24 protein-coding genes and 2 tRNA genes are annotated in these 22,674 nt (G+C 70.6%); 11 read left to right on the top strand and 15 right to left on the bottom strand.

The annotated features are described in order from the left end of the window. Positions 1 to 23: 23 nt before the first annotated feature. From ACX1D3_RS09750 to ACX1D3_RS09730, 5 genes are all read left to right on the top strand, one after another. Positions 24 to 923 (top strand): metallophosphoesterase family protein, encoded by a 900-nt coding sequence (locus ACX1D3_RS09750; RefSeq protein ID WP_458993692.1) that lies wholly within the window; start codon positions 24 to 26, stop codon positions 921 to 923. 137 nt (positions 924 to 1,060) lie between these two features. After that, on the top strand, positions 1,061 to 1,795 hold the full coding sequence (locus ACX1D3_RS09745) for an SDR family NAD(P)-dependent oxidoreductase (RefSeq protein WP_458993691.1): 735 nt from the start codon (positions 1,061 to 1,063) through the stop codon (positions 1,793 to 1,795). A gap of 391 nt (positions 1,796 to 2,186) precedes the next feature. Then, entirely contained in the window at positions 2,187 to 2,699 is a 513-nt protein-coding gene (locus ACX1D3_RS09740; RefSeq protein ID WP_458993690.1) for a hypothetical protein, read from the top strand. A gap of 42 nt (positions 2,700 to 2,741) precedes the next feature. Beyond that, complete coding sequence (locus ACX1D3_RS09735; protein ID WP_458993689.1) at positions 2,742 to 3,110, top strand: bleomycin resistance protein; 369 nt, start codon at positions 2,742 to 2,744, stop codon at positions 3,108 to 3,110. A gap of 13 nt (positions 3,111 to 3,123) precedes the next feature. After that, positions 3,124 to 3,519: a (R)-mandelonitrile lyase gene (locus ACX1D3_RS09730; protein ID WP_458993688.1), complete on the top strand. Its 396-nt coding sequence runs from the start codon at positions 3,124 to 3,126 to the stop codon at positions 3,517 to 3,519. Between the two features lie 275 nt (positions 3,520 to 3,794). Here the strand turns inward: ACX1D3_RS09730 and ACX1D3_RS09725 are convergent, their stop codons facing one another. Beyond that, positions 3,795 to 4,715, bottom strand: coding sequence for a LysR family transcriptional regulator (locus ACX1D3_RS09725; protein ID WP_458993687.1), 921 nt, complete (start codon positions 4,713 to 4,715; stop codon positions 3,795 to 3,797). 70 nt (positions 4,716 to 4,785) lie between these two features. On the opposite strand from ACX1D3_RS09725, the gene ACX1D3_RS09720 reads away from it, so the two are divergent. Next, positions 4,786 to 5,784 carry a YeiH family protein gene (locus tag ACX1D3_RS09720; protein WP_458993686.1) on the top strand — a complete coding sequence of 333 codons (999 nt, stop codon included), beginning with the start codon at positions 4,786 to 4,788 and terminating at the stop codon, positions 5,782 to 5,784. A gap of 18 nt (positions 5,785 to 5,802) precedes the next feature. Here ACX1D3_RS09720 and ACX1D3_RS09715 read toward each other — a convergent pair whose 3' ends face one another. Together ACX1D3_RS09715 and ACX1D3_RS09710 are read right to left on the bottom strand one after the other, a co-directional pair. Then, positions 5,803 to 6,393, bottom strand: coding sequence for a GNAT family N-acetyltransferase (locus ACX1D3_RS09715; RefSeq protein WP_458993685.1), 591 nt, complete (start codon positions 6,391 to 6,393; stop codon positions 5,803 to 5,805). Between the two features lie 53 nt (positions 6,394 to 6,446). Beyond that, positions 6,447 to 6,812 (bottom strand): HsmA family protein, encoded by a 366-nt coding sequence (locus tag ACX1D3_RS09710; RefSeq protein WP_458993684.1) that lies wholly within the window; start codon positions 6,810 to 6,812, stop codon positions 6,447 to 6,449. A gap of 146 nt (positions 6,813 to 6,958) precedes the next feature. Between ACX1D3_RS09710 and ACX1D3_RS09705 the strand changes: the two genes are divergently transcribed. Next, on the top strand, positions 6,959 to 8,230 hold the full coding sequence (locus ACX1D3_RS09705; protein ID WP_458993683.1) for an MFS transporter: 1,272 nt from the start codon (positions 6,959 to 6,961) through the stop codon (positions 8,228 to 8,230). On the opposite strand, the gene ACX1D3_RS09700 is transcribed toward ACX1D3_RS09705, so the two are convergent. Next, positions 8,205 to 8,963, bottom strand: a complete 759-nt coding sequence (locus ACX1D3_RS09700) for a hypothetical protein (RefSeq protein ID WP_458993682.1) — start codon at positions 8,961 to 8,963, stop codon at positions 8,205 to 8,207. The genes ACX1D3_RS09705 and ACX1D3_RS09700 overlap by 26 nt on opposite strands. A 239-nt stretch (positions 8,964 to 9,202) precedes the next feature. Here ACX1D3_RS09700 and ACX1D3_RS09695 point away from each other — a divergent pair, with 239 nt between their 5' ends. After that, entirely contained in the window at positions 9,203 to 9,844 is a 642-nt protein-coding gene (locus ACX1D3_RS09695) for a hypothetical protein (RefSeq protein WP_458993681.1), read from the top strand. A gap of 43 nt (positions 9,845 to 9,887) precedes the next feature. Here ACX1D3_RS09695 and ACX1D3_RS09690 read toward each other — a convergent pair whose 3' ends face one another. The 3 genes from ACX1D3_RS09690 to leuC form a co-directional block, all read right to left on the bottom strand. Further along, on the bottom strand, positions 9,888 to 11,147 hold the full coding sequence (locus ACX1D3_RS09690; RefSeq protein ID WP_458993680.1) for an MFS transporter: 1,260 nt from the start codon (positions 11,145 to 11,147) through the stop codon (positions 9,888 to 9,890). A gap of 83 nt (positions 11,148 to 11,230) precedes the next feature. Next, on the bottom strand, positions 11,231 to 11,845 hold the full coding sequence (leuD, locus tag ACX1D3_RS09685; RefSeq protein WP_458993679.1) for a 3-isopropylmalate dehydratase small subunit: 615 nt from the start codon (positions 11,843 to 11,845) through the stop codon (positions 11,231 to 11,233). 2 nt (positions 11,846 to 11,847) lie between these two features. Further along, entirely contained in the window at positions 11,848 to 13,254 is a 1,407-nt protein-coding gene (gene leuC / locus ACX1D3_RS09680; protein WP_458993678.1) for a 3-isopropylmalate dehydratase large subunit, read from the bottom strand. 106 nt (positions 13,255 to 13,360) lie between these two features. On the opposite strand from leuC, the gene ACX1D3_RS09675 reads away from it, so the two are divergent. Continuing rightward, on the top strand, positions 13,361 to 14,086 hold the full coding sequence (locus ACX1D3_RS09675) for an IclR family transcriptional regulator (RefSeq protein ID WP_458993677.1): 726 nt from the start codon (positions 13,361 to 13,363) through the stop codon (positions 14,084 to 14,086). Between the two features lie 146 nt (positions 14,087 to 14,232). Here ACX1D3_RS09675 and ACX1D3_RS09670 read toward each other — a convergent pair. Both ACX1D3_RS09670 and ACX1D3_RS09665 read right to left on the bottom strand, forming a co-directional pair. Next, positions 14,233 to 14,305, bottom strand: a tRNA-Glu gene (locus tag ACX1D3_RS09670). 28 nt (positions 14,306 to 14,333) lie between these two features. Further along, a tRNA-Gln gene (locus ACX1D3_RS09665) sits at positions 14,334 to 14,405 on the bottom strand. 496 nt (positions 14,406 to 14,901) lie between these two features. Here ACX1D3_RS09665 and ACX1D3_RS09660 point away from each other — a divergent pair. After that, positions 14,902 to 15,753 carry a putative endonuclease domain-containing protein gene (locus ACX1D3_RS09660; protein ID WP_458993676.1) on the top strand — a complete coding sequence of 284 codons (852 nt, stop codon included), beginning with the start codon at positions 14,902 to 14,904 and terminating at the stop codon, positions 15,751 to 15,753. 188 nt (positions 15,754 to 15,941) lie between these two features. Here ACX1D3_RS09660 and ACX1D3_RS09655 read toward each other — a convergent pair whose 3' ends face one another. The 3 genes from ACX1D3_RS09655 to cimA are packed head-to-tail and all read right to left on the bottom strand — an operon-like array spanning position 15,942 to position 19,271. After that, positions 15,942 to 16,868 (bottom strand): CPBP family intramembrane glutamic endopeptidase, encoded by a 927-nt coding sequence (locus ACX1D3_RS09655; protein WP_458993675.1) that lies wholly within the window; start codon positions 16,866 to 16,868, stop codon positions 15,942 to 15,944. After that, complete coding sequence (locus tag ACX1D3_RS09650; RefSeq protein ID WP_458993674.1) at positions 16,865 to 17,668, bottom strand: fumarylacetoacetate hydrolase family protein; 804 nt, start codon at positions 17,666 to 17,668, stop codon at positions 16,865 to 16,867. The genes ACX1D3_RS09655 and ACX1D3_RS09650 overlap by 4 nt, the downstream gene beginning before the upstream one ends. 19 nt (positions 17,669 to 17,687) lie before the next feature. Continuing rightward, positions 17,688 to 19,271, bottom strand: coding sequence for a citramalate synthase (gene cimA / locus ACX1D3_RS09645; RefSeq protein WP_458993673.1), 1,584 nt, complete (start codon positions 19,269 to 19,271; stop codon positions 17,688 to 17,690). A gap of 129 nt (positions 19,272 to 19,400) precedes the next feature. Here cimA and ACX1D3_RS09640 point away from each other — a divergent pair, with 129 nt between their 5' ends. Further along, complete coding sequence (locus tag ACX1D3_RS09640; RefSeq protein ID WP_458993672.1) at positions 19,401 to 20,456, top strand: 3-isopropylmalate dehydrogenase; 1,056 nt, start codon at positions 19,401 to 19,403, stop codon at positions 20,454 to 20,456. Positions 20,457 to 20,468: 12 nt separating this feature from the next. Here the strand turns inward: ACX1D3_RS09640 and ACX1D3_RS09635 are convergent, their stop codons facing one another. The 3 genes from ACX1D3_RS09635 to ACX1D3_RS09625 form a co-directional block, all read right to left on the bottom strand. Next, positions 20,469 to 20,735 carry an HPr family phosphocarrier protein gene (locus tag ACX1D3_RS09635; protein WP_458993671.1) on the bottom strand — a complete coding sequence of 89 codons (267 nt, stop codon included), beginning with the start codon at positions 20,733 to 20,735 and terminating at the stop codon, positions 20,469 to 20,471. Between the two features lie 39 nt (positions 20,736 to 20,774). Beyond that, positions 20,775 to 21,761 carry a 1-phosphofructokinase family hexose kinase gene (locus tag ACX1D3_RS09630; protein ID WP_458993670.1) on the bottom strand — a complete coding sequence of 329 codons (987 nt, stop codon included), beginning with the start codon at positions 21,759 to 21,761 and terminating at the stop codon, positions 20,775 to 20,777. A gap of 78 nt (positions 21,762 to 21,839) precedes the next feature. After that, positions 21,840 to 22,610: a DeoR/GlpR family DNA-binding transcription regulator gene (locus tag ACX1D3_RS09625; protein ID WP_458993669.1), complete on the bottom strand. Its 771-nt coding sequence runs from the start codon at positions 22,608 to 22,610 to the stop codon at positions 21,840 to 21,842. Between the last annotated feature and the right edge of the window lie 64 nt (positions 22,611 to 22,674).

Raw genomic sequence — 22,674 nt, 5'->3', positions numbered from 1 at the left:
TGGCGGTGATTGCTGTGAAGACGATGACTCGTCTGACCGAGGCCTACAGGGACGCCCGCGTCGAGCTCATCGACGACACCTCCCGCTACGTGATCATGAGCGACTGCCACCGCGGGGACGGCTCCAAGTCCGACGAGTTCCTCAAGAACAAGAACTCGTTCACGGCCGCGATGGACTACTACTGGAAGAACGGCTTCACCTACGTCGAGGCCGGCGACGGCGACGAGCTCTGGGAACACGACTACAAGCACATCATCAGGGCCAACCGCGCCGTGTGGGAGCAGATGCTCCAGTTCCACCACGCGGGCAGGCTGATCCGGATGTGGGGCAACCACGACCTCGACCTGCGGGATCCCAGGTACGTCCGTGAGCACCTGTGGACCGCGAAGGACGCGGTGACCGGTGAGGTTGAGCCCTTCTTCCACGGTCTGGAGGCGGTGGAGTCGGTGGTGTTCCGGCACCGGGAGACCGGGCAGGACGTCCTGCTGGTGCACGGGCACCAGGGCGATTTCCCCAACGACCAGGCCTGGAGGTTCAGCCGGTTCATGATGCGCGCGTTCTGGAGGTACGCGCACGCGTTCGGGTTCCACAGCCCCACCAGCCCCGTTGCCAACTCCTACAAGCGGCACAAGGTGGAGCGCAACTACGTGAAGTGGATCCGTCAGAACCGGATGGCTCTCATCTGCGGCCACACCCACCGCGAGAAGTTCCCGCGGGGCAACCAGATGCCCTACTTCAACTCCGGCAGCTGCATCTATCCGTCACACATCACCGCCCTGGAGATCGACAACGGATCCATCGCCTTGGTCAGGTGGCGGGTCGACCCTAACGAGGACGCGATCCTGCAGGTCACCCGCCGCGTGGTCGCGGGCCCCGAGCCGCTGTCCACCTACGACCTTCGCCGCTCGCCGACGGGCCGCTGACCCACTCGCTCGCTGCCACGTCGGGTGGATCGGCGGAGGCAGGCGATGGAGCATGAGCGTGAACCATTGACGCGATGGAGCGGCTCGAAGCCCGGCAGTGAGTCGACGGCGTCTCGGCTGCGGGTAGGTTGATCCACGTGCGAATCTTCGTCACCGGATCGGCCGACGGCCTCGGCAAGGCGGCGTCAAGCGAACTCCTGCGGGCCGGACACGATGTCGTCGTCCACGTGCGCCACCCCGATCGTCGCGACGCGGTCCGCGACCTCCTCGATCGCGGGGCGGCGCTGGTGGTCGGGGACCTCTCCGACATGGCGCAGACCCGCCAAGTCGCGGAAGAGGTGAACGCGCTGGGCCGGATGGATGCCGTCATCCACAACGCCGGCGTGTACTCGGGGCCGGCGGTGATCCCGGTCAACGTCGTGGCGCCCTACCTGCTCACCGCTTGCATGCTGCGCCCTGACCGGCTGGTCTACCTCAGCAGCGGCATGCACCGCGGCGGCCGCCCGGACCTCGCGCACATCGACTGGGCGGGCACCCGGGCTGGCAACTACTCCGACAGCAAGCTGCTGGTCACCACCCTCGCGATGGCCGTGGCCCGCCGCTGGCCCCACACGTTCAGCAACGCCGTGGACCCAGGCTGGGTGCCCACCAGGATGGGCGGCCCCTCCGCCCCCGACGACCTCCGCCTGGGACACCTCACACAGGAGTGGCTCGCCACCAGCGACGACCCCCGGGCCAGGACAACTGGTGGCTACTGGCACCACCAACGGCCCGCGAAGCCACATCCCTCGGCCCACGACGAGCACTTCCAGCGCCGGCTCCTGGACGAGCTCGCCCGAGTCACCGGTATAGCGCTCGATACCGACAAGTGAACGACTTCCACACGCCTCACCGAAGTCGATCTCGCTTTCAGGCTAGTCAGCCCCGTTCTGGTGCTCCTTCCGATCAGCTTCGTTGAACGTATCCCGGCTCTTGTTGCACGACTGTTCGTGGAGGTTGTTGGTCGGAGGGAGTGAGCGAATCCGAACGACCCCGTGAGGCCATCGACCACTACCTGGCATGGGCGGGTGACCCGATCGTCGGCCACGCTACAGCGACCAAGGAAGGCTCGGTGCGGCATGGTGGGCCCGCGGTCGGCACGAGTGCTCGCACCCAGTTCCCGAGCTGATCCAAACGGCCCCCGGCGCCAGGGTGACCATTAGCCTGGAAACAGGCGCACGAGCTCCGATGATGGTGTGAGGCAGCGTCTGGATCCGAGGCACCATGAAGGCCGAAGTGTTCATGCAGTTCGCCGAGATCGCCGGGGTATACGTCGGGTTCGGCGCCCTGATCGGCGCGCGAAGCTCCCGCGTCACGGACGTCCACGACCTGGTCTACCTCAGGTCTGTGCTCGGACTCGGTGTCTGGGTGGTCGTCGCCGCGCTGGTCCCCGTCGCCGTGAGTGGCTACGGGGTCCACGATCACACCCTGTGGCTGTCGTCGGCCCTGGCGGCCCTGGTCATCTGGGTAGTCGTGCTGGTCGTGGATTCCCGAACCCCCGAGACCAAGGCGATGAACAGGGCTCCCGAGCCGCTGGACCGGGTCTTCCCTCTGGTCGGGTTGCCACTTCACATCATCATCGCGGCGAGCTTGACACTGATCATCCTCGGCGTCTGGCGCGGCGTCGACGAGGCGCTCTACCTGACGGCGCTCGCTGCGGGTGTTGTCTTCGCGGGGTACACGCTCCTCGCCTTGATCATGAGCCAGAAGCAACACGCCCAGCCGGACCCAAAGTGACGCGTGACTGATCAGCTGGCCCACATCGGGTTAGGGTCGAGGATGGTCGATCACGCCACGCCGAACCTCCCGTCACGCAGCTTCGCCGCGACCGTCGCGTTCTACGCGCGGCTCGGGTTCTCGGTCGTCTTCCAGGACTCGGGCTGGCTGATCCTCAGGCGGGGCGGCGTCGTCGTCGAGTTCTTTCCCTTCGCGGATCTCGACCCCGCAACTTCATCCTTCGGAGCGTGCCTGCGCCTCGACGATGTGGACGCCTTCCACGCCGAGTGCCTCGCTGCCGGTATCCCCGAGACAACCGTCGGGTGGCCGCGTGTCCAGCGGCCCATACTGGAGGCCTCCGGAATGCGGATCGGTGCCCTGCTCGACCCCGACGGCTCGCTGCTCAGGCTGGTCCAGAACCCGGACACATGAAAGGAATCACCCCATGAAGTTCACCCCCAGCCGCGGTCAGACGAACCCGGGACCCGCGGACTGGTTCACCGGCACCGTGTTCGTCGACGCCATTCGCACCCCGGACGAGCAGTCGGCCGTCGGCTCCGCGCACGTCCGGTTCGCCCCGGGCGCCAGGACCGCCTGGCACCGTCACCCCAAGGGGCAGACCCTGTACGTCACCGACGGGATCGGGTACGTCGCCCGACGGGGAGGAGAGGTGCAGGAGATCCGTCCCGGCGACGTGGTCTACATCGAACCGAACGAGGAGCACTGGCACGGTGCCACCGCCGACCGGTTCATGGCGCACGTCGCGATTCACGAGGCCGACGACCAGGGCGAGGTGGTCACCTGGCTCGAGCACGTCACCGACGACGAGTACGGCGCCTGAGGCTGCGGAGCCTGTCGTCGACGCCCTGCCGCCGGCTGAGGTGCCGCGGAACGTCCCTACCGCTGGCTGAGGTGCCGCGTAGCGGCCTCGAAGCCTAAAGAACGTGACCTGACAAGGTACTTTTCTTAGGCTTCGAGGCTCGTCGCTTCGCTCCTCGCACCTCAGCCAGGGGTGGGGTTCGTCGCTTCGCTCCTCGCGCCTCAGCCAGCGGGTGGGGTGTCGCTGCGCACCTCAGCCCCGCGGGAGGGATTCGGCTCTGCGCTCCTCGCCCGCGGTCACGCGGACAGCGGGGTCGACGCGGCCAGGTCGACGAGTCTTCCCGCCACGCCGCGCGGGGCGGGCCCGCCCAGCCACACCGCGCGCAGCTCCCGCTCGATCGGCCCGCCGTCGACCGGGACGGCGAGCACCCTGCCGTCCATGAGCGCACCGCGGACGGCGTGGTTGCTCAACACCGCCGGTCCCAACCCCGCGGCAACGGCCGCGACGATCGCGGCATTGCTCGACAACTGAGCCACCGGCGTGGCCCGCGCCGTCACCCCCGCCGACGTGGCGGCCCGGTCCAGGAATCGACGGGTCCCCGATCCCGTCTCCCGCTCGACCAGCGGCGTCCGGGCCAGCTCCCCCACCGTGACCCCGCCGCGACGCTCCGCCCACGGATGCTCCGGAGGGATGATCACCATGAGCCGGTCGCGGCCGACGAGCCGGCTGGACACGTCGTCGGGCACGTCCGGCGACTCGACGAACCCCACGGCCACCCGCGCGTGCCGGACCGCCTCGATCACCGCGTCGGAGTTGAGGATCTCCAGCGAGACGGCGGCGTCCGGGTGCACGCGCCGCAGCGCCGCGAGCCACACGGGCGCCAGGTACTCGGCGATCGTCATACTCGCCGCCACCGTCACCGCTCCCCCGGCCGTCGCGGTCACCGCACCGGCGCCGGCCAGGAGCCGGTCCATCGCCTCCACCACCTCGCGCGCCCAGCCCACCACCAGCGCGCCCTCGGGCGTGACGTCGGAGCCGACGGCGCTGCGGCGCACGACGGCGAACCCCAGCCGTCGCTCCAGCCCGGCCAGGGCGCGGCTCGCGTTGGACTGCGCCATACCGATCTCCCGGGCCGCGGCGCCCAGCGACCCCTGCTCGGCGACGGCGACCAGCAGCCGCAGGGCCGGAAGGCCGGGCTCGTCCGGAGGGATGGTCATATCGCGATCATATGGGTTGGTGTCCGGATCGGGTTACCGCCGCGGCGCCTGTTCGGCGCACGGTAGGGGCATGAACTCCCTCCGCTCCGTCACCCCCGGGCTGGCCGCGTGCCTGGTGGCCGCCGTCGCGTCGGTCGCGGTGCACCAGGTGGTGCCGATCGCCAGCCCGCTGCTGGTCGCGATCCTGGCGGGCGTCGCCTGGCGGACCGCGCGCGGGACGACTGCGAACTGGGCGCCGGGGGTCGCGGTGGCGGGCCGACGGCTGCTGCGGGTGGGCATCGTGCTGCTGGGGCTGCAGGTGTCGCTGGTGACCGTGGCCGGGCTCGGCCCCGCCACCCTCGTCCTCGTCGCGACGGCGGTGGCCGTCACCTTCGCGTCCACCGCCTGGCTGGGGCGACGGCTCGGGCTGGGTGCCGAACAGTCGCTGCTGGTGGCGGCCGGGTTCTCGATCTGCGGGGCCGCGGCGGTCGCGGCGGCCGAGGGCGTGACCGACTCCGACGAGGAGGAGGTGGCCACCGCCGTTGCGCTCGTGGTGGTGTTCGGCACCGGGATGATCGTGGCGCTGCCCGTCCTCGTCGCACTGCTCGGCCTGACGCCGGCCGCGGCGGGGATGTGGATCGGGGCCTCCACCCACGAGGTGGCGCAGGTGGTCGCGGCGGCGGGGCTCGTCGGAGCCGAGGCGCTCGGGGTGGCCGTTACGGTCAAGCTCGCCCGCGTGGCGCTGCTGGCCCCGGTGATGGGCGTGCTCGCCGTTCGCGAGCGACGGCGCGTCCGGACGCTTCCGGTTGACCAGCGCCGTGACGTGCGGCTGCCTCCAGCGGTCCCGCTGTTCGTGGTCGGCTTCCTGGCCGCCATGGCCGCCCGCACCACCGGCCTCATCCCCGAGCCCGCGCTCGCTGCCCTGGGGCATGTGCAGCAGCTGCTGCTCGCCGCGTCGATGTTCGCCCTCGGGCTGGGCGTCGACCTGCGCGCCCTGGCCACCGTCGGACGGAGGCCGCTCGTGTTGGGTGCCGCCGCGACCCTCCTCATCGGCGCCATCGGCCTGGCGGGAGCGGTCTCGATCGGGTAGCACCCCGTCGGCCGCGGATCAGCGGTCGAGAAGCAGGTGCTGGAGGTGGCGGCGGACGGCGGGCCAGTCGCCGTCGGTGATCGAGTACTGCGCGGTGTCGGTCACCTCCCCGGTGCGCAGGATCCGGTCATTGCGGATGCGCCCCTCATACACGGCCCCGAGCCGCTCGATCGCTCGCCGCGACCGATGATTGAACCACGTCGCCCGGAAGCACACCCGCCGGCAGCCCCACTGCTCGAAGGCATGGGTCAGCATCAGGAGCTTCGCGTCCCAGTTCGTGCCCGTGCGGTGCGCGGACGCGGCCTGCCAGGTGTAGCCGATCTCCACCGCGGGCACGGCCGGGAGGGGAGTGCAGAAGGTGGTCACCCCGATCAGCTGACCGTCGGCCAGTCGGCGGATCGCGAAGGGCAGCATCAGGCCACGGTCCCACTGGTCCCGCTTGACTGCGACATCGGCCGCCATCGCCTCGGGCGCGGGCGCCGAGGTGTACCAGAGGTCGTGGATGCGGCCGTCCTGCACCGCCTCGCGCAGGCCGTCGACGTGCTCGTCGCTGAGGGGCTCCAGCCTGACCAGGCGGCCGGTGAGTGTCGCGGCGTCGAGGATCGTCATGGTCAACACCTACCACGCCAGGGCCGGGAAACCCGCCTGGACCCGCTGTCAGGTCAGCTCGCCAGGGCGAAGAACATCGGGCTGAAGTAGGGGATCAGCCAGACGGCCCAGACGAAGATGCTGAACCGGTGGAAGTTCTTCAGCGCCGCCTCATCCTTCCGGATCAGCACGACGGCCGCCCAAACGGCATGGACCAGCATGAGCAGGATCGCGATGAGCCCGGAGATGCCGTGGACGTCGAAGGTCATACCCCCGACGAAGTCGAACATCATGCCGGTGCCCACCGTGTCGCAGACGAGGCCGAGGACGAAGAACGCGAAGTTCCACCACCGGAGGCGGCCGGTCAGCCGCTCGCCCCACACCCCGACGGAGTAGAAGACCAGAGCGGCGGTGATGAAGGTGCTCGCAAGCGGATTCACGGTGCTCCTGACAGTGGACTCGTCCCAGCCTAGGACGAGCGCGAGTGGCCGCTCCGCCGGGCCGGGGTTAGCCGCAGGGTGACCCCGCGGGCCGCCGAAAGCGGCCGATTCTGGGAATGTCGTGCGCCGTTTGTACGCTCATCCACATGACACATGGGGTTGAGGCGACGCCGAACACCACAGGGGGGCGGCCCGCGGTGCTGAGCGCCCGCAACGGAGACTTCGTCGTCTTCGCCGTCAACGGGTTCGCGTTCGCGTCCTGGATGTCGCGGGTGCCGGACGTGAAGGAGATGCTCGCGCTCAGCCCGGGCGGCCTCGGCCTCCTCCTGCTGGCCGTCTCCGCCGGAGCGCTGTGCGGGCTGCCGATCGCAGGGCTCGTCACCCGCCGCCTCGGCGCCACCCGCGCGGTGCGCGCAGCGATGGTGGTCGCGCTCCCCGGCCTCGTGCTGGCCGCCGCCAGCGTCCAGGCGGGGCTCCCCATGGCCGCCGCCGCAGCCGCCCTGTTCCTCCTCGGCCTCGGCACCGGCGTCTGGGACGTGGCCCAGAACCTCGAGGGCACCATCATCGAACGCGGCCTGGGCCGCTCGATCATGCCGTGGTTCCACGCCGCCTTCAGCGGCGGGACCGTGCTGGGCGCGCTCGTCGGCGCCCTGATGGTCTGGCTGAACGTGCCGCTCATCTGGCACATCGGCGCCGTCGGCGCGATGTCGGCGATCCTGGTCCTGTGGGGCACGTCGAAGTTCCTGCCCGCGTTCGAGGACGGCGAACCGGGCGCCGCCTCCCCCGCCGCCCCGGCCCCGGCCAGGTCCGCCTGGACCGAGCCCCGCACCCTGCTGATCGGGGTGATGGTGCTGGCCGCGGCGTTCACCGAGGGCACGGCCAACGACTGGATGGCGGTCGCGTTCGTCGACGGCCACGGCCTGGACAAGACCTTCGGCGTGCTGGCGCTGGCCGTGTTCCTGTCCTTCATGACCGCCGGGCGGATCCTCGGCACCCGGCTGCTGGACCGCTACGGGCGGGTGCCGGTGCTGCGCGTCCTGTTCGTCTCGGCGATCCTCGGCTGCCTGCTGGTGGTCTTCGGCACGCCGTGGCTGGCCTTCGTGGGCGCGGCGGTCTGGGGTGTGGGCGCCAGCCTCGGCTTCCCCGTCGGCATGTCCGCGGCGGCCGACGAGCCGGCCCGGGCGCACGCCCGGCTGAGCGTGGTCTCCACCATCGGCTACACAGCCTTCCTCGCCGGCCCGCCGCTGCTCGGCTTCCTGGGAGACCACTACGGCATCCTCCGCGCCCTCACCGTCGTCGGCGCGGTCTCGCTCCTGGCGCTCCTCGTCGTCCCCTCGGCCCGCCCGCCCCATCTGGCGGAGGTCGTGCGGAGCCCCCGTCCCGATGCACCGCTCAGCCCGGCCGACGAGCCGCGCTGAGGATCCGGTCCAACATCCGGCGCCACCACGGGTCGCAGGTGGAGTTGCGGGGGGTCCAGAACGACGGCTCGCGCGCGTCGTCCTCCGACGGCGGCTCCAGCGGCGCGGGCCGTACCACCGGCTCCACCGGTGGCACGGACAGCTCCACCTCCGCCAGGTCCAGCTCAGCCTGAGGCAGCTCGACGTCCAGCTCGCGCCCCCGCCACCAGAAGAGGGTGGCGTGGTCCTCCCAGTCGAAGATCCCGCACACACCTCGGCAGTCCTCCAGCAGGCGGACCATCGCGCGCCTGACCGACTCTGACTCCGAGAACATCGCGCTCATCTTCGAGCCCGTGGTCCCGAACTCCAACAGCACCACGCCGTCGTCCGCCCCCGAGGCCCAGTCCTCCATCCGACGGTGGACGGTGAGGTAGATGTAGCCGATCTCGTGGCGGCCCTGCGCGTCCAGCCGCGGCTCGTCGCGTTGATACCAGCGGAGCGCGTCGTCGGGCTCGAAGGCGAGCACCGTGGCGAAGTTCCACTCCGGCGCCGGGTCGTCCCACCACAGGTGCGGCGGCGTCCCGGCCGCGGCCTTGAACGGCCACGTCTCGGCCCGGTAGGGAATGTCGCCGGGGCCCGGAACCTCCACCGAGGTCCCATCACGACGGGCAGCAGAGATCCCCGCGAGGTGCCGGAGCGCCTCCAGTTCGGCGTCGCGTTCGACGAACAGCAGGTACCGGTAGTCGAGCCCCATGCGCCTTCACCTCCGCGCCGTCGTCGCCGCAGCCCACCCGCGCGAGGGCGGGTGTAACGAGCCTAGACCCGCGGCGGCCGCTCGGCGGGAAGTGTCGTTCAGCCCGCACGGCGGCCATCGCCGGAGGATCATGGACAGTGAGGAAAGGCAAGGCCATGAGCAAGGCTGGGCCCAGTCATGTGAGCCATGGGCCACGTCGGCGGCCCGCCCCTCCAGGCGCCGCCGCGAAGCGGTCCCGGGTGCTCTGGGGCGCGCTCCTGCTCGCGTCGCTGGTGGTGTTCGCAGCCGCGCACCTCCTCATGAGACCCCCGTCGAGCTACCAGGCGGTCGAGGGACCGGCCATGAAGGGCGTGAGCACAGAGGGAGTGTTCCGGCCGGGCGGCTACATCGACATCGAGTTCCACCCGGGGATCGCATCCATCAAGGGTCACTACCGGGGCACTGCGGATGTGCGCGTGTACCCGCTCAGCGACGACGACGCTGGGCCATGGCTCGACGTGCAGATGCCCGTTGGCCGGGACTGGCCCAACTCCTTCTCGGGGGACCCGGACGAGCGCGACTTCACCGTCGAGCACCGGGTCTACCTCTCTCACGACGATGTCCGCGCGGGCGAGGCCGAGATGGTCCTCGACTACCAGCTCTTCTACCCGGTCGACGCCGGCCCTGGGACAGCCCTGACGAGCTACTTCAAGAACGTGTCCAGCAGAGAGAACGTCAGCCTGACCATTCAGCTCTCCGACGAGCCTCTCACGCCCGATGAGGTGGCATGGATGGACAGGACCCGGCAGTGGTCAGGGGCAGCCGACATCCTGGGCGCGGTGGCGCTCACGGTCGGTATCTCTTCGCTTCTCCTGCTCGTGCTCAAGGGCTTCGTGAGGTGAGCACTCGGCGGCCGGGAAGGCCGGCGAGCCCTCCGGGGACCGATCACGAGTCCGCGAGACTCGATGCGCCCAGCCAGGCGGCCCCCGCACCGACGGCCGCCAGCGCCGGGACGAGGAGGAAGGCGGTGTGCACCCCTGCGGCATCGGCCAGCAGACCGAGCACGAACGGCACGACTCCCACGGCGATCCCCAACGCCACCATGATCAAGCCCTGAGCGGAGTCCTTCGAGCCGCGCGCGGTGGACAGCATGAGGCTGGCCGCGAACGGATACAGCAGGCCGCAGCCCATCCCGGAGAGAGCGAGCCCCAGGATGGCCACCGTGGGGACCGTCGCCAGCCACAGGACCAGCCACCCGACGGCGTTGACGGCGAACGCCGCCACGACGAGCCGGCTGGGCGAGTAGCGGGCCGTGAACCACCACGAGACCAGACGCGAGGTGGCCATGCCGCCGACGAAGGCTGCCGTCGCCGCGGCGGCCACCGCGGTGCCAGCACCCGTGCGCTCGGTGATCAGGGTGAGCGACCAGAAGGTGGTGGCGCTCTCGATCGCCACCCCGATCAGCGCGGCCAGCAGGAACCACCAGCCCGCGGCCGGCAACTGATGGACCACCCGCCCGAGGACGCCCTGTCGGTCCGCGCGTCGCTCCGCGTCGGCGCGGCGCTCGCGGCCCGCGCCTACGCTCATCCCCTGCGCGCGGGGAGTCATCGCGGGCGACGCCGGCATCCGCAGCCAGATCACGACCATGACCAGGCTCATCGGGACCGTCACCAGCACCACGGGGCGCCAGCCGAACCCCGCCGCGACACTCGCGCCGATAGCCACCGGGCCAACGAGACCCACCAGCGTGCCGAGGCCGTTCGCCGTCGTCACCGCTTCCGCCGGATGGGGAGCGTGATGGACGACGAGCCCGGCCTGGGCAGCGGCGATGGCCATGTTCCCGCCGACGGCCAGCACGAGGGTCGCGGCCATTGTCGCCGGCAGCGCGGACAGGACGGTCAGCCCGGCGCCCCCGGCCGAGACCAGTGCGGCGCCGAGCACCAGCGCACCCCGTCGTCCCAGGGCCCGGACGACGGGGGCGAGGACTCCGCCCGCCAGCGCGGTCCCGAGCGCCATGGCGGTGCCGTGCAGGCCGATCTCGGCGGCGCTGAATCCCGTCTCCCGCCCGAGGATCTGGATCACCGGGCCGAACGCGTAGAGCAGCCACCCCCAGAGCAGGAACGCCCCGTAGAGGCCGAGGCTGAGGCGGTCGAACCGGCGGGGAGCGTCTGCTGCTGCGGTCGGCGCGTCATCCGGGAGGGTCACAGTGGAAGTGTAGGGACCGCAGACAGAGACGCGGCGCGGGCACCAGACTCGCTGGTGCCCGCGCCGCGCGCCGGGGTGGCTCGTCAGGCGACGGTGTCGGCGGTCCTCACCGGCAGCGTCTTCGGCTTGAACGACGGCCGCGTCGCCTCATAGGCGGAGATCGAGTCCGCCTGCATCAGCGTGAGCGAGATGTCGTCGAGGCCGTTGAGCAGGCGGTGCTTGGTGTACTCGTCGATCTCGAAGCTGACCACGACGTCGCCGCGCGTGATGGTCTGCGTGGGCAGATCCACCGTGGTGGGCACGTTCTGGTCCGCGTCGATCGCGTCCCAGAGGCGGTCTCGGTCCGCCTCCGAGACCACGGCCACGAGCAGGCCGGCCTTGCCGGAGTTGGAGCGGAAGATGTCGCCGAAGCGGGTGCCGACGATCACCTTGAAGCCGTAGTTCTGCAGTGCCCACACCGCGTGCTCGCGGGACGAGCCGGTGCCGAAGTCCGGGCCGGGGATGAGGATGGTGCCGGTCTTGAACGGCTCCTGGTTGAGCACGAACTCGGGGTCGTTGCGCCAGGCGGCGAACAGGCCGTCCTCGAAGCCGGTGCGGGTGATCCGCTTGAGGTAGACCGCGGGGATGATCTGGTCGGTGTCGACGTTGGAGCGGCGCAGCGGCACGGCGACGCCGGTGTGGTTGACGAAGGGTTCCATGATCAGCGTCCAATCAGGTCAGCGGGGGCGGCCAGGTGGCCGACGATGGCGGTGGCGGCGGCAACCGGCGGCGACACCAGGTGGGTGCGGCCACCCTTGCCCTGACGTCCCTCGAAGTTGCGGTTCGACGTGGACGCGGCGCGCTCACCCGGGGCCAGCTGGTCCGGGTTCATGCCCAGGCACATCGAGCAGCCGGCGGCGCGCCACTCGGCGCCGAAGTCCAGGAAGATCTTGTCCAGGCCCTCGGCCTCGGCCTGCAGGCGGACGCGGGCCGAGCCGGGCACCACGAGCATGCGCACCCCGTCGGCGATGTGCTGGCCCTCGAGGATGGAGGCGGCCAGCCGCAGGTCCTCGATGCGGCCGTTGGTGCAGGAGCCCAGGAAGACCGTGTCGACCGTGATGTCGCGCATCGGCGTGCCGGGGGTCAGCGCCATGTATTCCAGGGCGCGCCTGGCCGTGGCCTGCTCCACCTCGGACTCGAAGTCCTCCGGGCTGGGCACAACGCTGCCCAGGGGGACGCCGTGCCCGGGGTTGGTGCCCCACGTCACGAAGGGGGTGAGCTGGGTGGCGTCGATGTCCACCTCCACGTCGAACGTGGCGTCGTCGTCGGTGCGCAGCGTCTTCCAGTACTCGACGGCGGCGTCCCAGTCCTCGCCCTCCGGCGCGTGCGGGCGGCCCTTGAGGTAGGCGAAGGTGGTCTCGTCGGGGGCCATCATGCCCGCCTTCGCGCCCCACTCGATGGACATGTTGCAGATGGTCATGCGGCCCTCCATCGAGAGCGCCTCGACGGTGGAGCCGCGGTACTCGACGATGTAGCCCTGCCCGCCGCCGGTGCCCACCTTGGCGATGAGCGCCAGCACGACGTCCTTGGCGGTGACGCCGTCGGGCAGTTCGCCGTTGATGTTGACGGCCATGGTCTGGGGCTTCTTCTGCGGCAGCGTCTGGGTGGCCAGCACGTGCTCCACCTCGGAGGTGCCGATGCCGAACGCCAGCGCGCCGAACGCGCCGTGGGTGGAGGTGTGGGAGTCGCCGCAGACGATGGTCATGCCCGGCTGTGTGACTCCCAGCTGGGGGCCGATGATGTGGACGACGCCCTGGTCGCGGTCACCGAGCGAGTGGATGCGGATACCGAACTCGGCTGCGTTCTTGCGCAGCGTGTCCACCTGGGTGCGCGAGACGGGGTCCGCGATCGGCAGGTTGATGTTCAGCGTGGGCGTGTTGTGGTCCTCGGTGGCCAGCGTCAGGTCCGGGCGGCGCACGGGGCGGCCGGCCAGGCGGAGCCCGTCGAAGGCCTGCGGGCTGGTCACCTCGTGGACCAGGTGCAGGTCGATGTAGAGCAGGTCGGGCTCCCCCTCAACCGCGCGGACGACGTGCGCGTCCCATACCTTCTCGCTCAGGGTCTTGCCCATGGCTCCTCTTCTCAGACACTCGACAGGAAATCTGCCGTCAAGTATGCGGCCCGAGCCCGGCGTGTGTCGTTTGCATGTCCACATAGTGGATTGATAATCTCACCATATGGACGACACAAGTGGCGTTGGCGTACTCGACAAGGCGGCCTCCGTGCTGGCAGCACTGGAGCGCAATCCGTTGACCCTGGCAGGGCTGGTGACAGCCACCGGGTTGGCCCGGCCCACAGCGCACCGGTTGGCGGTGGCACTGGAGCATCACCGCCTGGTCGGGCGGGATCTGCAGGGGCGCTTCGTCCTCGGTCCGCGCCTGATCGAACTGGCAGAATCCGCCGGCGAGGATCCCCTCCTGGCCACGGCGGGGCCCATCCTGACCAGGCTGCGCGACATCACCGGCGAGTCCGTGCAGATGTTCCGACGGCAGGGCGACGCCCGCATCTGCGTGGCCTCGGTCGAGCGTCCCTCCGGCCTGCGCGACACCGTCCCCGTCGGCGCCCAACTCTCGATGACGGCGGGGTCCGCCGCCCAGGTTCTGCTGGCCTGGGAGGAGCCAGAGAAGCTCGAGAAGCTGCTGGAGGGCGCGTCCTTCACGCTGACCACGCTGCAGAGCGTCCGACGGCGGGGCTGGGCCCAGTCGGTGGCGGAGCGGGAGGCGGGCGTGGCGTCGGTGTCGGCGCCGGTGCTGGCGCCGTCGGGCAAGCTGATCGCGGCCGTGTCGGTCTCCGGGCCCATCGAGCGGCTGACCCGCTCCCCCGGCCGGCTCCACGCCCCCGCGGTGCTGGCCGCCGCTGAGCGGCTGAGTGAGGTGCTGCGCCGCAGCGGCGCCCCGGAGTAGCCGTCGGTCGGTCCGGGGCCCGCCGGAACGCGGGTCTACGGATCGAGGCGCCTGGACCTGCCTGGTCGCGGGTTGCCGCGCCGGCCCAGACATGACCCAGAAATGACGAAGTCCCCCAGCCGTTTCCGACTGGGGGACTTCATTTGTAGCCCCGACGGGATTCGAACCCGCGCTACCGCCTTGAGAGGGCGGCGTGCTAGGCCGCTACACAACGGGGCCCTAGCGAGAAGGAGTTTAACACCTTCCGCAGGGGTACTAGGACTCGAACCTAGACTGACGGAACCAGAATCCGGCGGGCTGCCAATTACCCCATACCCCTGTGCGCCCGGTCACCCGGGCACGAGTAGGAACAGTACACGATCGCTTCGGCGCCCCGCAAACCGACTCCCACACCGCCCCCTCCATGCCCTGGCATCGCCTCCGGTCCCCTTGACCCACGCCCAGGCAGCCCGTGACCGCCGTCGCGCGCCACCCCGCCGTCGCCCGTCCACACCGCCGTCGCCCGTCCACACCGCCGTCGTCGGCCCCGCCGTCGCCGGCCGCGCGCCACGCTGTTGGCAGCGGCGCCCCGGCCTGGAGGGGTTTGAGCCGATGGATGGGTTCGCGGACGATGCCAGGCGTGGGCTGAGCGCGAGGCACCTCGCGAACCCATCCATCGGCTCAAACCCCGTCCCCCCGTCCCCCCGTCCCCCCGTCCGCCCGTCTCCCCTGTCCCCCGTCCCAGCGCGCCGACAATCTGTAGCCCCGTCGCAGAGTTATCCACAGTTGTGGAATCGCCCTTGGCCGCGACCCGATCGGTGCCGAGACTAGGCGGCATGGATCCCGAGATCATCCGGGGAATCGCCGACGGCGTCGTCACCGCGCGGCTCCTCCCGCACAAGGCCCGCGCCCTGAATGCCCGCGCGTTCCGGGGCCAACTCGACCGCATGCTGCCCGGCGTGTACGGGAGTCCCGGCACCGCCGCGACAACCACAGGACGGCTTCGCGCCATCAAGGCCTACGGGGACGACCTCGCACTGGTGCGCCGCCATGCGGCGGCGCACACATTCTGGCCAGAGATCGAGCAGAAGGAGACGCTGGAACTCGCGTGCCGACGCGCGATCAACCCAGGCTACGGACTCGAGGTCGAGGAGAGGCTCATCCCCATCGAGCTGCTGACTCGCCGCGACGGCGTGCTCTGCACCGTCCCGGAACTCACCGTGCTCGATCTCATCCCTGAGCTCGGCGCTGAGCCCATCCAGCAGGCGCTTCGACGCAATGCCTGCACCCTCAAGCAGATGAGGCGCGCGCTGGCACTGACGCCACGCCGCCGGGGAAACAAGCTCCGTCGGGATCTCCTCGATCAGTCCTCCGACTCGCCGTGGTCAGCGCTCGAGTTGTCTGCTCACGCGGCCCTTCGCGACGCCGGCATCACCGGCTGGCGGTCGAACCTCCCCGTCTTCGCGAGCGGCCACAAGTTCTACGTCGACGCCGGGTTCCGCGAGCAGAAGATCGCGCTCGAGTTCGACGGCTACGCCTATCACAGCTCGCCGGAATCGTTCCACGCAGACAGGGCACGCGATCTCACCCTCATGAAGGCCGGGTGGCTCGTCGCTCACTTCACGGAGAAGAGCCTGCCCAGCCTCGTCGAGACGACCCTCGGGCTGTTGGCGCTCCGGCCCCTCTGACGGTCGCCAGGTTCTCCCCGGTCCTGCCCAGCGACCTGCGTTGAGCCAATGGATGGGTTCGCGACGGGGCCCACGCTCACGCTGAGCGTGAGCCGATCCGCGAACCCATCCATTGGCTCAACCCCCACACCAGCCAACCCCACCAGCCAACCCTCACCCGGACCCGGCCGGGGCGAGCAGGCCCGACGTCACGGGGTGAGCGTGGCGACCCTCAGCCGTCGGCCCAACCACCACGCCGCGACACCGAACGCCGCGAACGCCCCCACATTCCACGCCGCCTCGGCCCACGAGATCGTCGTCACGCCCCGGAGCGCGGCGACCGACGAGGTGAAGATCGCGTACGCGTACGCCGCGACATTGTTCACCACGTGCGCCGCGATCCCCGCCTCCAGCCCGCCGGTGACCACGACGAGCGCCCCGGCCACCAGGCCGAACGCCAGGCGGTGCGCGAAGAGGGCCGGGTTCTGCACCCCGTGCAGCAGCGCGAACACCAATGCGGAGCCGACGACGCCCGCCCACGCCCGGCCGGTGGCGGACCCGATCACCTGCAGCAGGTAGCCCCGGAAGAACACCTCCTCGGCGGCGGCCTGCAGCGGCGAGGTGATCCCGACCACCAGCAGGAACCACACCCAGCCGTCCTGTCCACCGTGGAACACCGGCATCTCGCCGAACCAGAACGAAGCCCAGGTGACGGCGTTGAGGATCACCGCCGCCACCAGCAGCGACAGCGCCAGATAGCGCCACCGCACACCCGGCTGGACCGACGCCAGCCACCGGGGCCGCATCCCGTGCACATACCGGACGAGCACCACGCACAGAGGGATCAGCGCGGCCAGCGCGAGATGACCGGCGGCCGGGCCCTCCGGCAGCTCATAGGCCGACGCGGCCGCCGAGTACGCCTCGAAGTCTCCGCCCCCGCGCACCAGGAACCCCACCCACGTCACGAGCGCCGAGACGAGGGGGACCACCAGCGCGAAACCGATGAACGCCAGCAGCGCGCCGAACAGCGCCGTGAATCCGGAGAAGCCCGGACGCCGCAGCACCACTGGGTAGGTCAGCCCCGACGGCGGATCCTGCGGCTCGCCGACCAGCGCCAGCTGGAGGGGCTGGGTCACGCGTCCGCGACGGGGTTGCTCAGCACGCCCAGGCCGTCGATCTCCACGCTCACCGTGTCCCCGGGCTCCATGGCCCCGACCCCCGCGGGCGTGCCGGTCAGGATGAGGTCGCCCGGCAGCAGCGTCGTGAACGACGAGATGTAGCTGACCAGCTCGACGATGCCGCGCACCATCTGCGACGTGGAGCCGTGCTGGCGCACCTCGTCGCCCAGCCTTGTCTCGAGGGAGAGGTGCTCCGCCTCCTCGACGCTCAGGTGCGTGTTGATCCAGGGGCCCAGCGGCAGGAAGGTGTCCGAGCCCTTGGCGCGGGCCCACTGCCCGTCCGTGGCCTGCCAGTCGCGGGCGGTGACGTCGTTGGCGATGGTGTAGCCGAAGATCACCTCGGGCACCCGCTCAGCGGGGACCTCCTTGCAGATGCGGCCGATGACGATGGCCAGCTCGCCCTCGTAGTGCAGGTCCGCGCATCCGGCCGGCCGGATGATCGTGTCCTCCGGGCCGATCACCGAGGTGTTGGGCTTGAAGAACAGCAGCGGAGACGAAGGCACCTCGCCGCCCATCTCCTTGGCGTGGTCCGCGTAGTTCTTTCCCACCGCCACGATCTTGCTGCGCGGGATGACCGGCGCGAGCAGGCGCACCTCGACCAGGTCGTGCCGCTCGCCCGTGTAGTTGACCGACACCCCGGCAAGCGGGTCCCCCGTGAGCGCCGCGATGGTGTCGGGGTGGTCCCCCCCGTCGACCGCGAGTTCGATGATCCCGTAGGTGGGGTCCTGGCCGTCCTTGACGAAACGAGCGATGCGCATGCGCCCAGACTAGTGGAGGCTACTCGGCCGCCAGGTGCGTGAGGATGCCGTAGGCCAGCGAGTCCATCAGCGCCTCCCAGGACGCCTCGATCACGTTGGTGCCCACCCCCACCGTCGTCCAGGTGAAGCCGTTGTAGGAGGTGTCGATGAGCGTCCGCACCGAGGCGTCGGTGCCGTGCCCCTCGTCGAGGATCCGCACCCGGTAGTCTGTCAGGTCGAACTCGGCGACGGCGGGGAAGGGCACCGCGAGGGCCTGCCGGAGCGCGCCGTCGAGGGCGTTGACGGGCCCGTTCCCCTCGCCGACCACCATGTGCCGCTCCCCCTTGGCGGTGAGCTTGACGGTGGCCTCGGAGATGTTGACGCCGTCGCGCTCCTCGGTGAAGACCCGCCAGGACTGCACCTGGAACGGCAGCTCCAGGACCCCTAGCTCGTCACGAAGCAGCATCTCGAACGACGCGTCCGCGGACTCGTAGGAGTATCCCTCGGCCTCCTTGGCCTTGACCCGCTCGGTGATCGACGCCGCCAGCGTGCGGTCCTCGAGGTCGAATCCCAGCTGCTCGCCCTTGATCTGGATGTTGGCCCGGCCGGCCATGTCCGAGACGAGCATGCGCATGTCGTTGCCGACGAGGGCGGGGTCGGTGTGCTGGTACAGGTTCTCGTCCACCCTGATCGCTGAGGCGTGCAGGCCGGCCTTGTGGGCGAAGCTGGAGTGCCCCACGTACGGTTGCCGGCCCAGCAGCGGCTGGTGCGCCACCAGCGCGATGGCGTGCGCCACGCGGGTGAGGTCGGCGAGCTGTTCGGGGGGCAGCACGTCCCAGCCGTACTTGAGCTGGAGGTTCGGGATCAGCGCGGACAGGTCCGCGTTGCCGGTGCGCTCGCCGTAGCCGTTGAAGGTGCCCTGGACGTGCATCACCCCGGCCTCGACGGCGGCGAGCGTGTTGGCCACGGCGCAGGCGGTGTCGTTGTGGCAGTGGATGCCGAGCTTGGCGCCCGTCGCCGCGGCGGCCTCGACGACCTCGGCCATCCAGCTGGGCAGCATCCCGCCGTTGGTGTCGCACAGGACCACCACCTCGGCGCCCGCGTCGTGGGCCGTCTGGACCACCTTGATGGCGTACTCGGGGTTGGCCCGGTAACCGTCGAAGAAGTGCTCGCAGTCCACGAAGACGCGCCGCCCCTGGGACCGCAGGAACTGCACGGTGTCGGTGATCATCTCGAGGTTCTCCTCGAGGGTGGTCCGCAGGGCGCGGAAGACGTGCTCGTCGTGTGACTTCGCGACGATGCAGATGTACTCGGTGTCGGCGTCGACGAGGGCGCGGGTCAGCGCGTCCTCCTCGGCCCGCCCGCCCGCCTTGCGCGTGGCGCCGAAGGCGACCAGCTTGGACCGCTGGAGGTTCAGGTCCTTGGCCTTCACGAAGAACTCGGTGTCGGCGGGGCTGGCACCGGGCCAGCCGCCCTCGATGAAGGTGACGCCCAGCTCGTCGAGGTACCCGGCGATCTTCAGCTTGTCCGCCACCGAGAGGTGGATGCCCTCCTGCTGCGCGCCGTCGCGCAGTGAGGTGTCGAAGACGTGGAACTCGGCCGGGCGGGTCGGCAGCATCGGCATTGATCTCTCCCAAGGGTCGTGAATCAGAGCGAAGGATACCCCGCCGCCCGCCCCGTGAGGCGTCTCAGCCAGTGGACGGGCACCCCTGACCCCTACCCGCGCCAAAGTGCCAAGCCGTAGGGTCTGCCCATGACTCAGACCAGCACCATCGCCGTCATCGGCGGCGACGGCATCGGCCCCGAGGTGGCTGCGGAGGCGCTCAAGGCGCTGACCGCGGTCGCGGGCGCCGACGCGTTCAGCTTCGTCCACTACGACCTCGGCGCCGAGCGCTGGCAGCGCACCGGAGAGGTGCTGCCGGACTCGGTGCTCGAGGAGCTCAAGGGCGTCGACGCCATCGTGCTGGGCGCCGTCGGCGCGGCACCGGGATCGAAGGCGATCCCCAGTGGCCTGCTCGAGCGCGGCCTGCTGCTCAAGCTCCGCTTCGCGTTCGATCATGCCGTCAACCTGCGCCCCTCGAAGCTGTACCCCGGAGTCCCCACCCCCTTGGCCCCCCGGATCGTCGAGGGGAAGACCGTGGACTTCGTCGTGGTCCGCGAGGGCACCGAGGGCCTCTACTGCGGCAACGGCGGCGCAGTGCGCGTCGGGACGCCGCATGAGCTCGCCACCGAGGTCTCGGTCAACACCGCCTACGGCGTCGAGCGCGTCGTCCGCGACGCCTACCGTCGGGCGCAGGCGCGGCGCGGCCAGCTGACGCTCCTCCACAAGCACAACGTGCTCGTCAACGCCGGCAGCCTGTGGAACCGCATCTTCACCGAGGTAGGAGCCGAGTTCCCCGACGTGGAGCGCAGGTACCTGCACATCGACGCGGCGATGATCGCCATGGTGGTGGACCCCAGCCAGTTCGACGTGATCGTCACCGACAACCTGTTCGGCGACATCGTCACCGACCTCGCCGCTGCGGTCACCGGCGGCATCGGCCTCGCGGCCTCGGCCAACATCAATCCCAGCGGCGAGTACCCGTCGATGTTCGAGCCGGTGCACGGCTCGGCCCCGGACATCGCGGGCCAGGGCATCGCGGACCCGACCGCGGCCATCTCGTCCATGGCCCTCCTGCTCGACCACCTCGGCAGGCCGGAGCTTGCCCGCCGGATCGACGACGCGGTCACCGCCGACATCGCGGACCGCGGTGCGGCGACGTTCCGCACCACCGAGATCGGTGACAGGATCGCGGCCCGCCTGGCCTAGGCGCTCCCCGGATCAGGCGTCGAGGTCCCGTTCGATCAGGGCCGCGATCGCCTCCACCGCGGCGGCGTCGTCGGACTCGACGACCACCTCCGCGCCGGCGGCCGCGCCCAGCGTCATGATCATGAGGCTGGACGCCGCGTCGACGCCCTCGTCCTCGGGCATGTCGGCCAGGCGGATCGTGATGTCCTCGTCGTAGGCGCCTGCCGCCTCGGCGACGATCGCGGCGGGGCGGGCGTGGAGGCCGACGGAGGATCCGACGATGACGGTCCTGGATGCCATGGATGACTCTCTTTCGTGGGTGGTGGTGCGCCCGGCCGGTCAGCCGATCGCGACGACGTCGATCTTCTCGGCCGTCAGGTCCGCCGGGGTCGGCAGGGTGGTGCCCGGCAACGCCGCGGCCGCCGAGCCGTAGGCGATGGACGAGGCGAGGCAGCTCGCGGGGTCCTGGCCGCGGACGTGCGCGAGGATGTAGCCGGCCACGGCAGAATCGCCCGCGCCGACGGTGCTGCGCACGTCTGTGGGCGGCGCGGCCGCGAACCAGGCGCCCTCTCCGGTGACGAGCACCGCCCCCGCGCCGCCCAGGGTGACGAGCACGGCCCGGATGCCCCGGGAGTGGAGCTGACGGGCGGCATCGACGACGCCACTCACATCACCGCCGTCGGCGGCCTCCTCGAGTGCGGCGGCGTCACCGCCGGTCAGCTGGGCCAGTTCCTCTGCGTTGGGCTTGATGAGGTCGATCGGCGCCCTCATCGACGCGAGCAGCGCGTCCAGGGCAGGCCCGGAGGTGTCGACGGCGATCCGGCAGCCCAGCCCTGAGAGCCGGTCTGCGAGCAGCGCGTACCAGTTGTCCGGGGCCCCGGGCGGGAGGGAGCCGGCGAGCGCGACCCAGGCCGCCCCCCGGGCCACATCGACCAGGGTGTCCCCGGCCACAGCCAGCTGCGCCGGCGTCAGCGATGGCCCGGGCTCGTTGAGCTTGGTGGTGGTTCCGTCGGGCTCGGTGACCGTGGTGTTCATCCGCACCCGGCGGCCGTCGTCGAGCATCTGGCCGAGCACCGTGAGCGGGGCCTCCGCCCGTTCGGCCAGGTTCCGGAATCCCCGGTCCAGGGCCGCCGCCACCACGGTGACGGGAAGGCCGGAGGCGCTCACCACCCGTGCGACGTTGACGCCCTTGCCGGCCGCCTGCTCGGTCACGCCGGAGGCGCGGAGCACCTGGCCGCGCTCGAGGCACCGGTCCAGGGTGAGCGTGCGGTCGATGCTGGGGTTGGCCGTGAATGTGACCACTCTGCGTGCAACGTCGTCGACCATGTCCGCTCCCTCGAGGCTGTTGCTACGTTTATACCCTCATTTCGGAAGCAAAGCAAGAGAAACCGACACAAACCAACATCATCCGACGACGTCGACCCGGAGCTCCGCGGCCTCCAACGCCTCGATCGAGGCGCGCGGCAGTCTGGCGTCGGTGACCAGAGCGTCCACGTCCCCCAGCTCGGCGAACCGCACCAGGTAGTCGGCGCCGAACTTCGTGGCGTCGGCCAGCACATAGACCTCGCGCGCGGCCCCGATCATGGCGCGCTTCACGGCCGCCTCAGCAGGGTCCGGGGTGGAGAATCCGTGCTCGGCCGAGAAGCCGTTGGTGCCCATGAAGGCCACGTCCACCCGAAGCCGGGCCAGCGTCGCCAGCGCCTCCGCGCCCACGGTCGCCTGGGTCAGGCCGCGCACCTGCCCACCGAGCAGGAGCACCTCGACATCCCCCCGGTCGGCCAGCGATGCAGCCGTGGGAACGGAGTTCGTGACGACGGTGGACACCCGGCCGGGCAGGAACGCGCTGAGCCTCGACGTCGTGGTGCCGGCGTCGATGAGGACCGTCAACTCGTCGCGCGCCGGCAGCAGCGACGCCGCGTGCGTCGCGATGGCGAGCTTCTCGTCCTGCGACGTGGCCTCGCGCTGCCCTACGGGGGCCTCCGCCAGCCACAGCTTGTCCGACGGCACGGCGCCGCCGTGGACCCTGCTGAGCAACCCGCGCGCCGCGAGGGCGTCAAGGTCGCGCCTGATGGTCTCAGGCGTCACCCCGAAGCTGGATGCCAGCTCGGCCACCGCGACCCGCCCCAGTCCCCTGGCCAGCGTCACGATCTCGTGTTGCCGCTCCTCCGCGTACATGCACCCTCCACCCTCCGACCCTGAGCCCGGTCAGACGCAATCAGACACGGCCAGATCTGTGTTT

This window comes from Tessaracoccus yangjingae (assembly GCF_054483935.1).
Note: the sequence above shows the minus strand (reverse complement) of the source record. Positions and strands in the feature narration are given on the sequence as shown.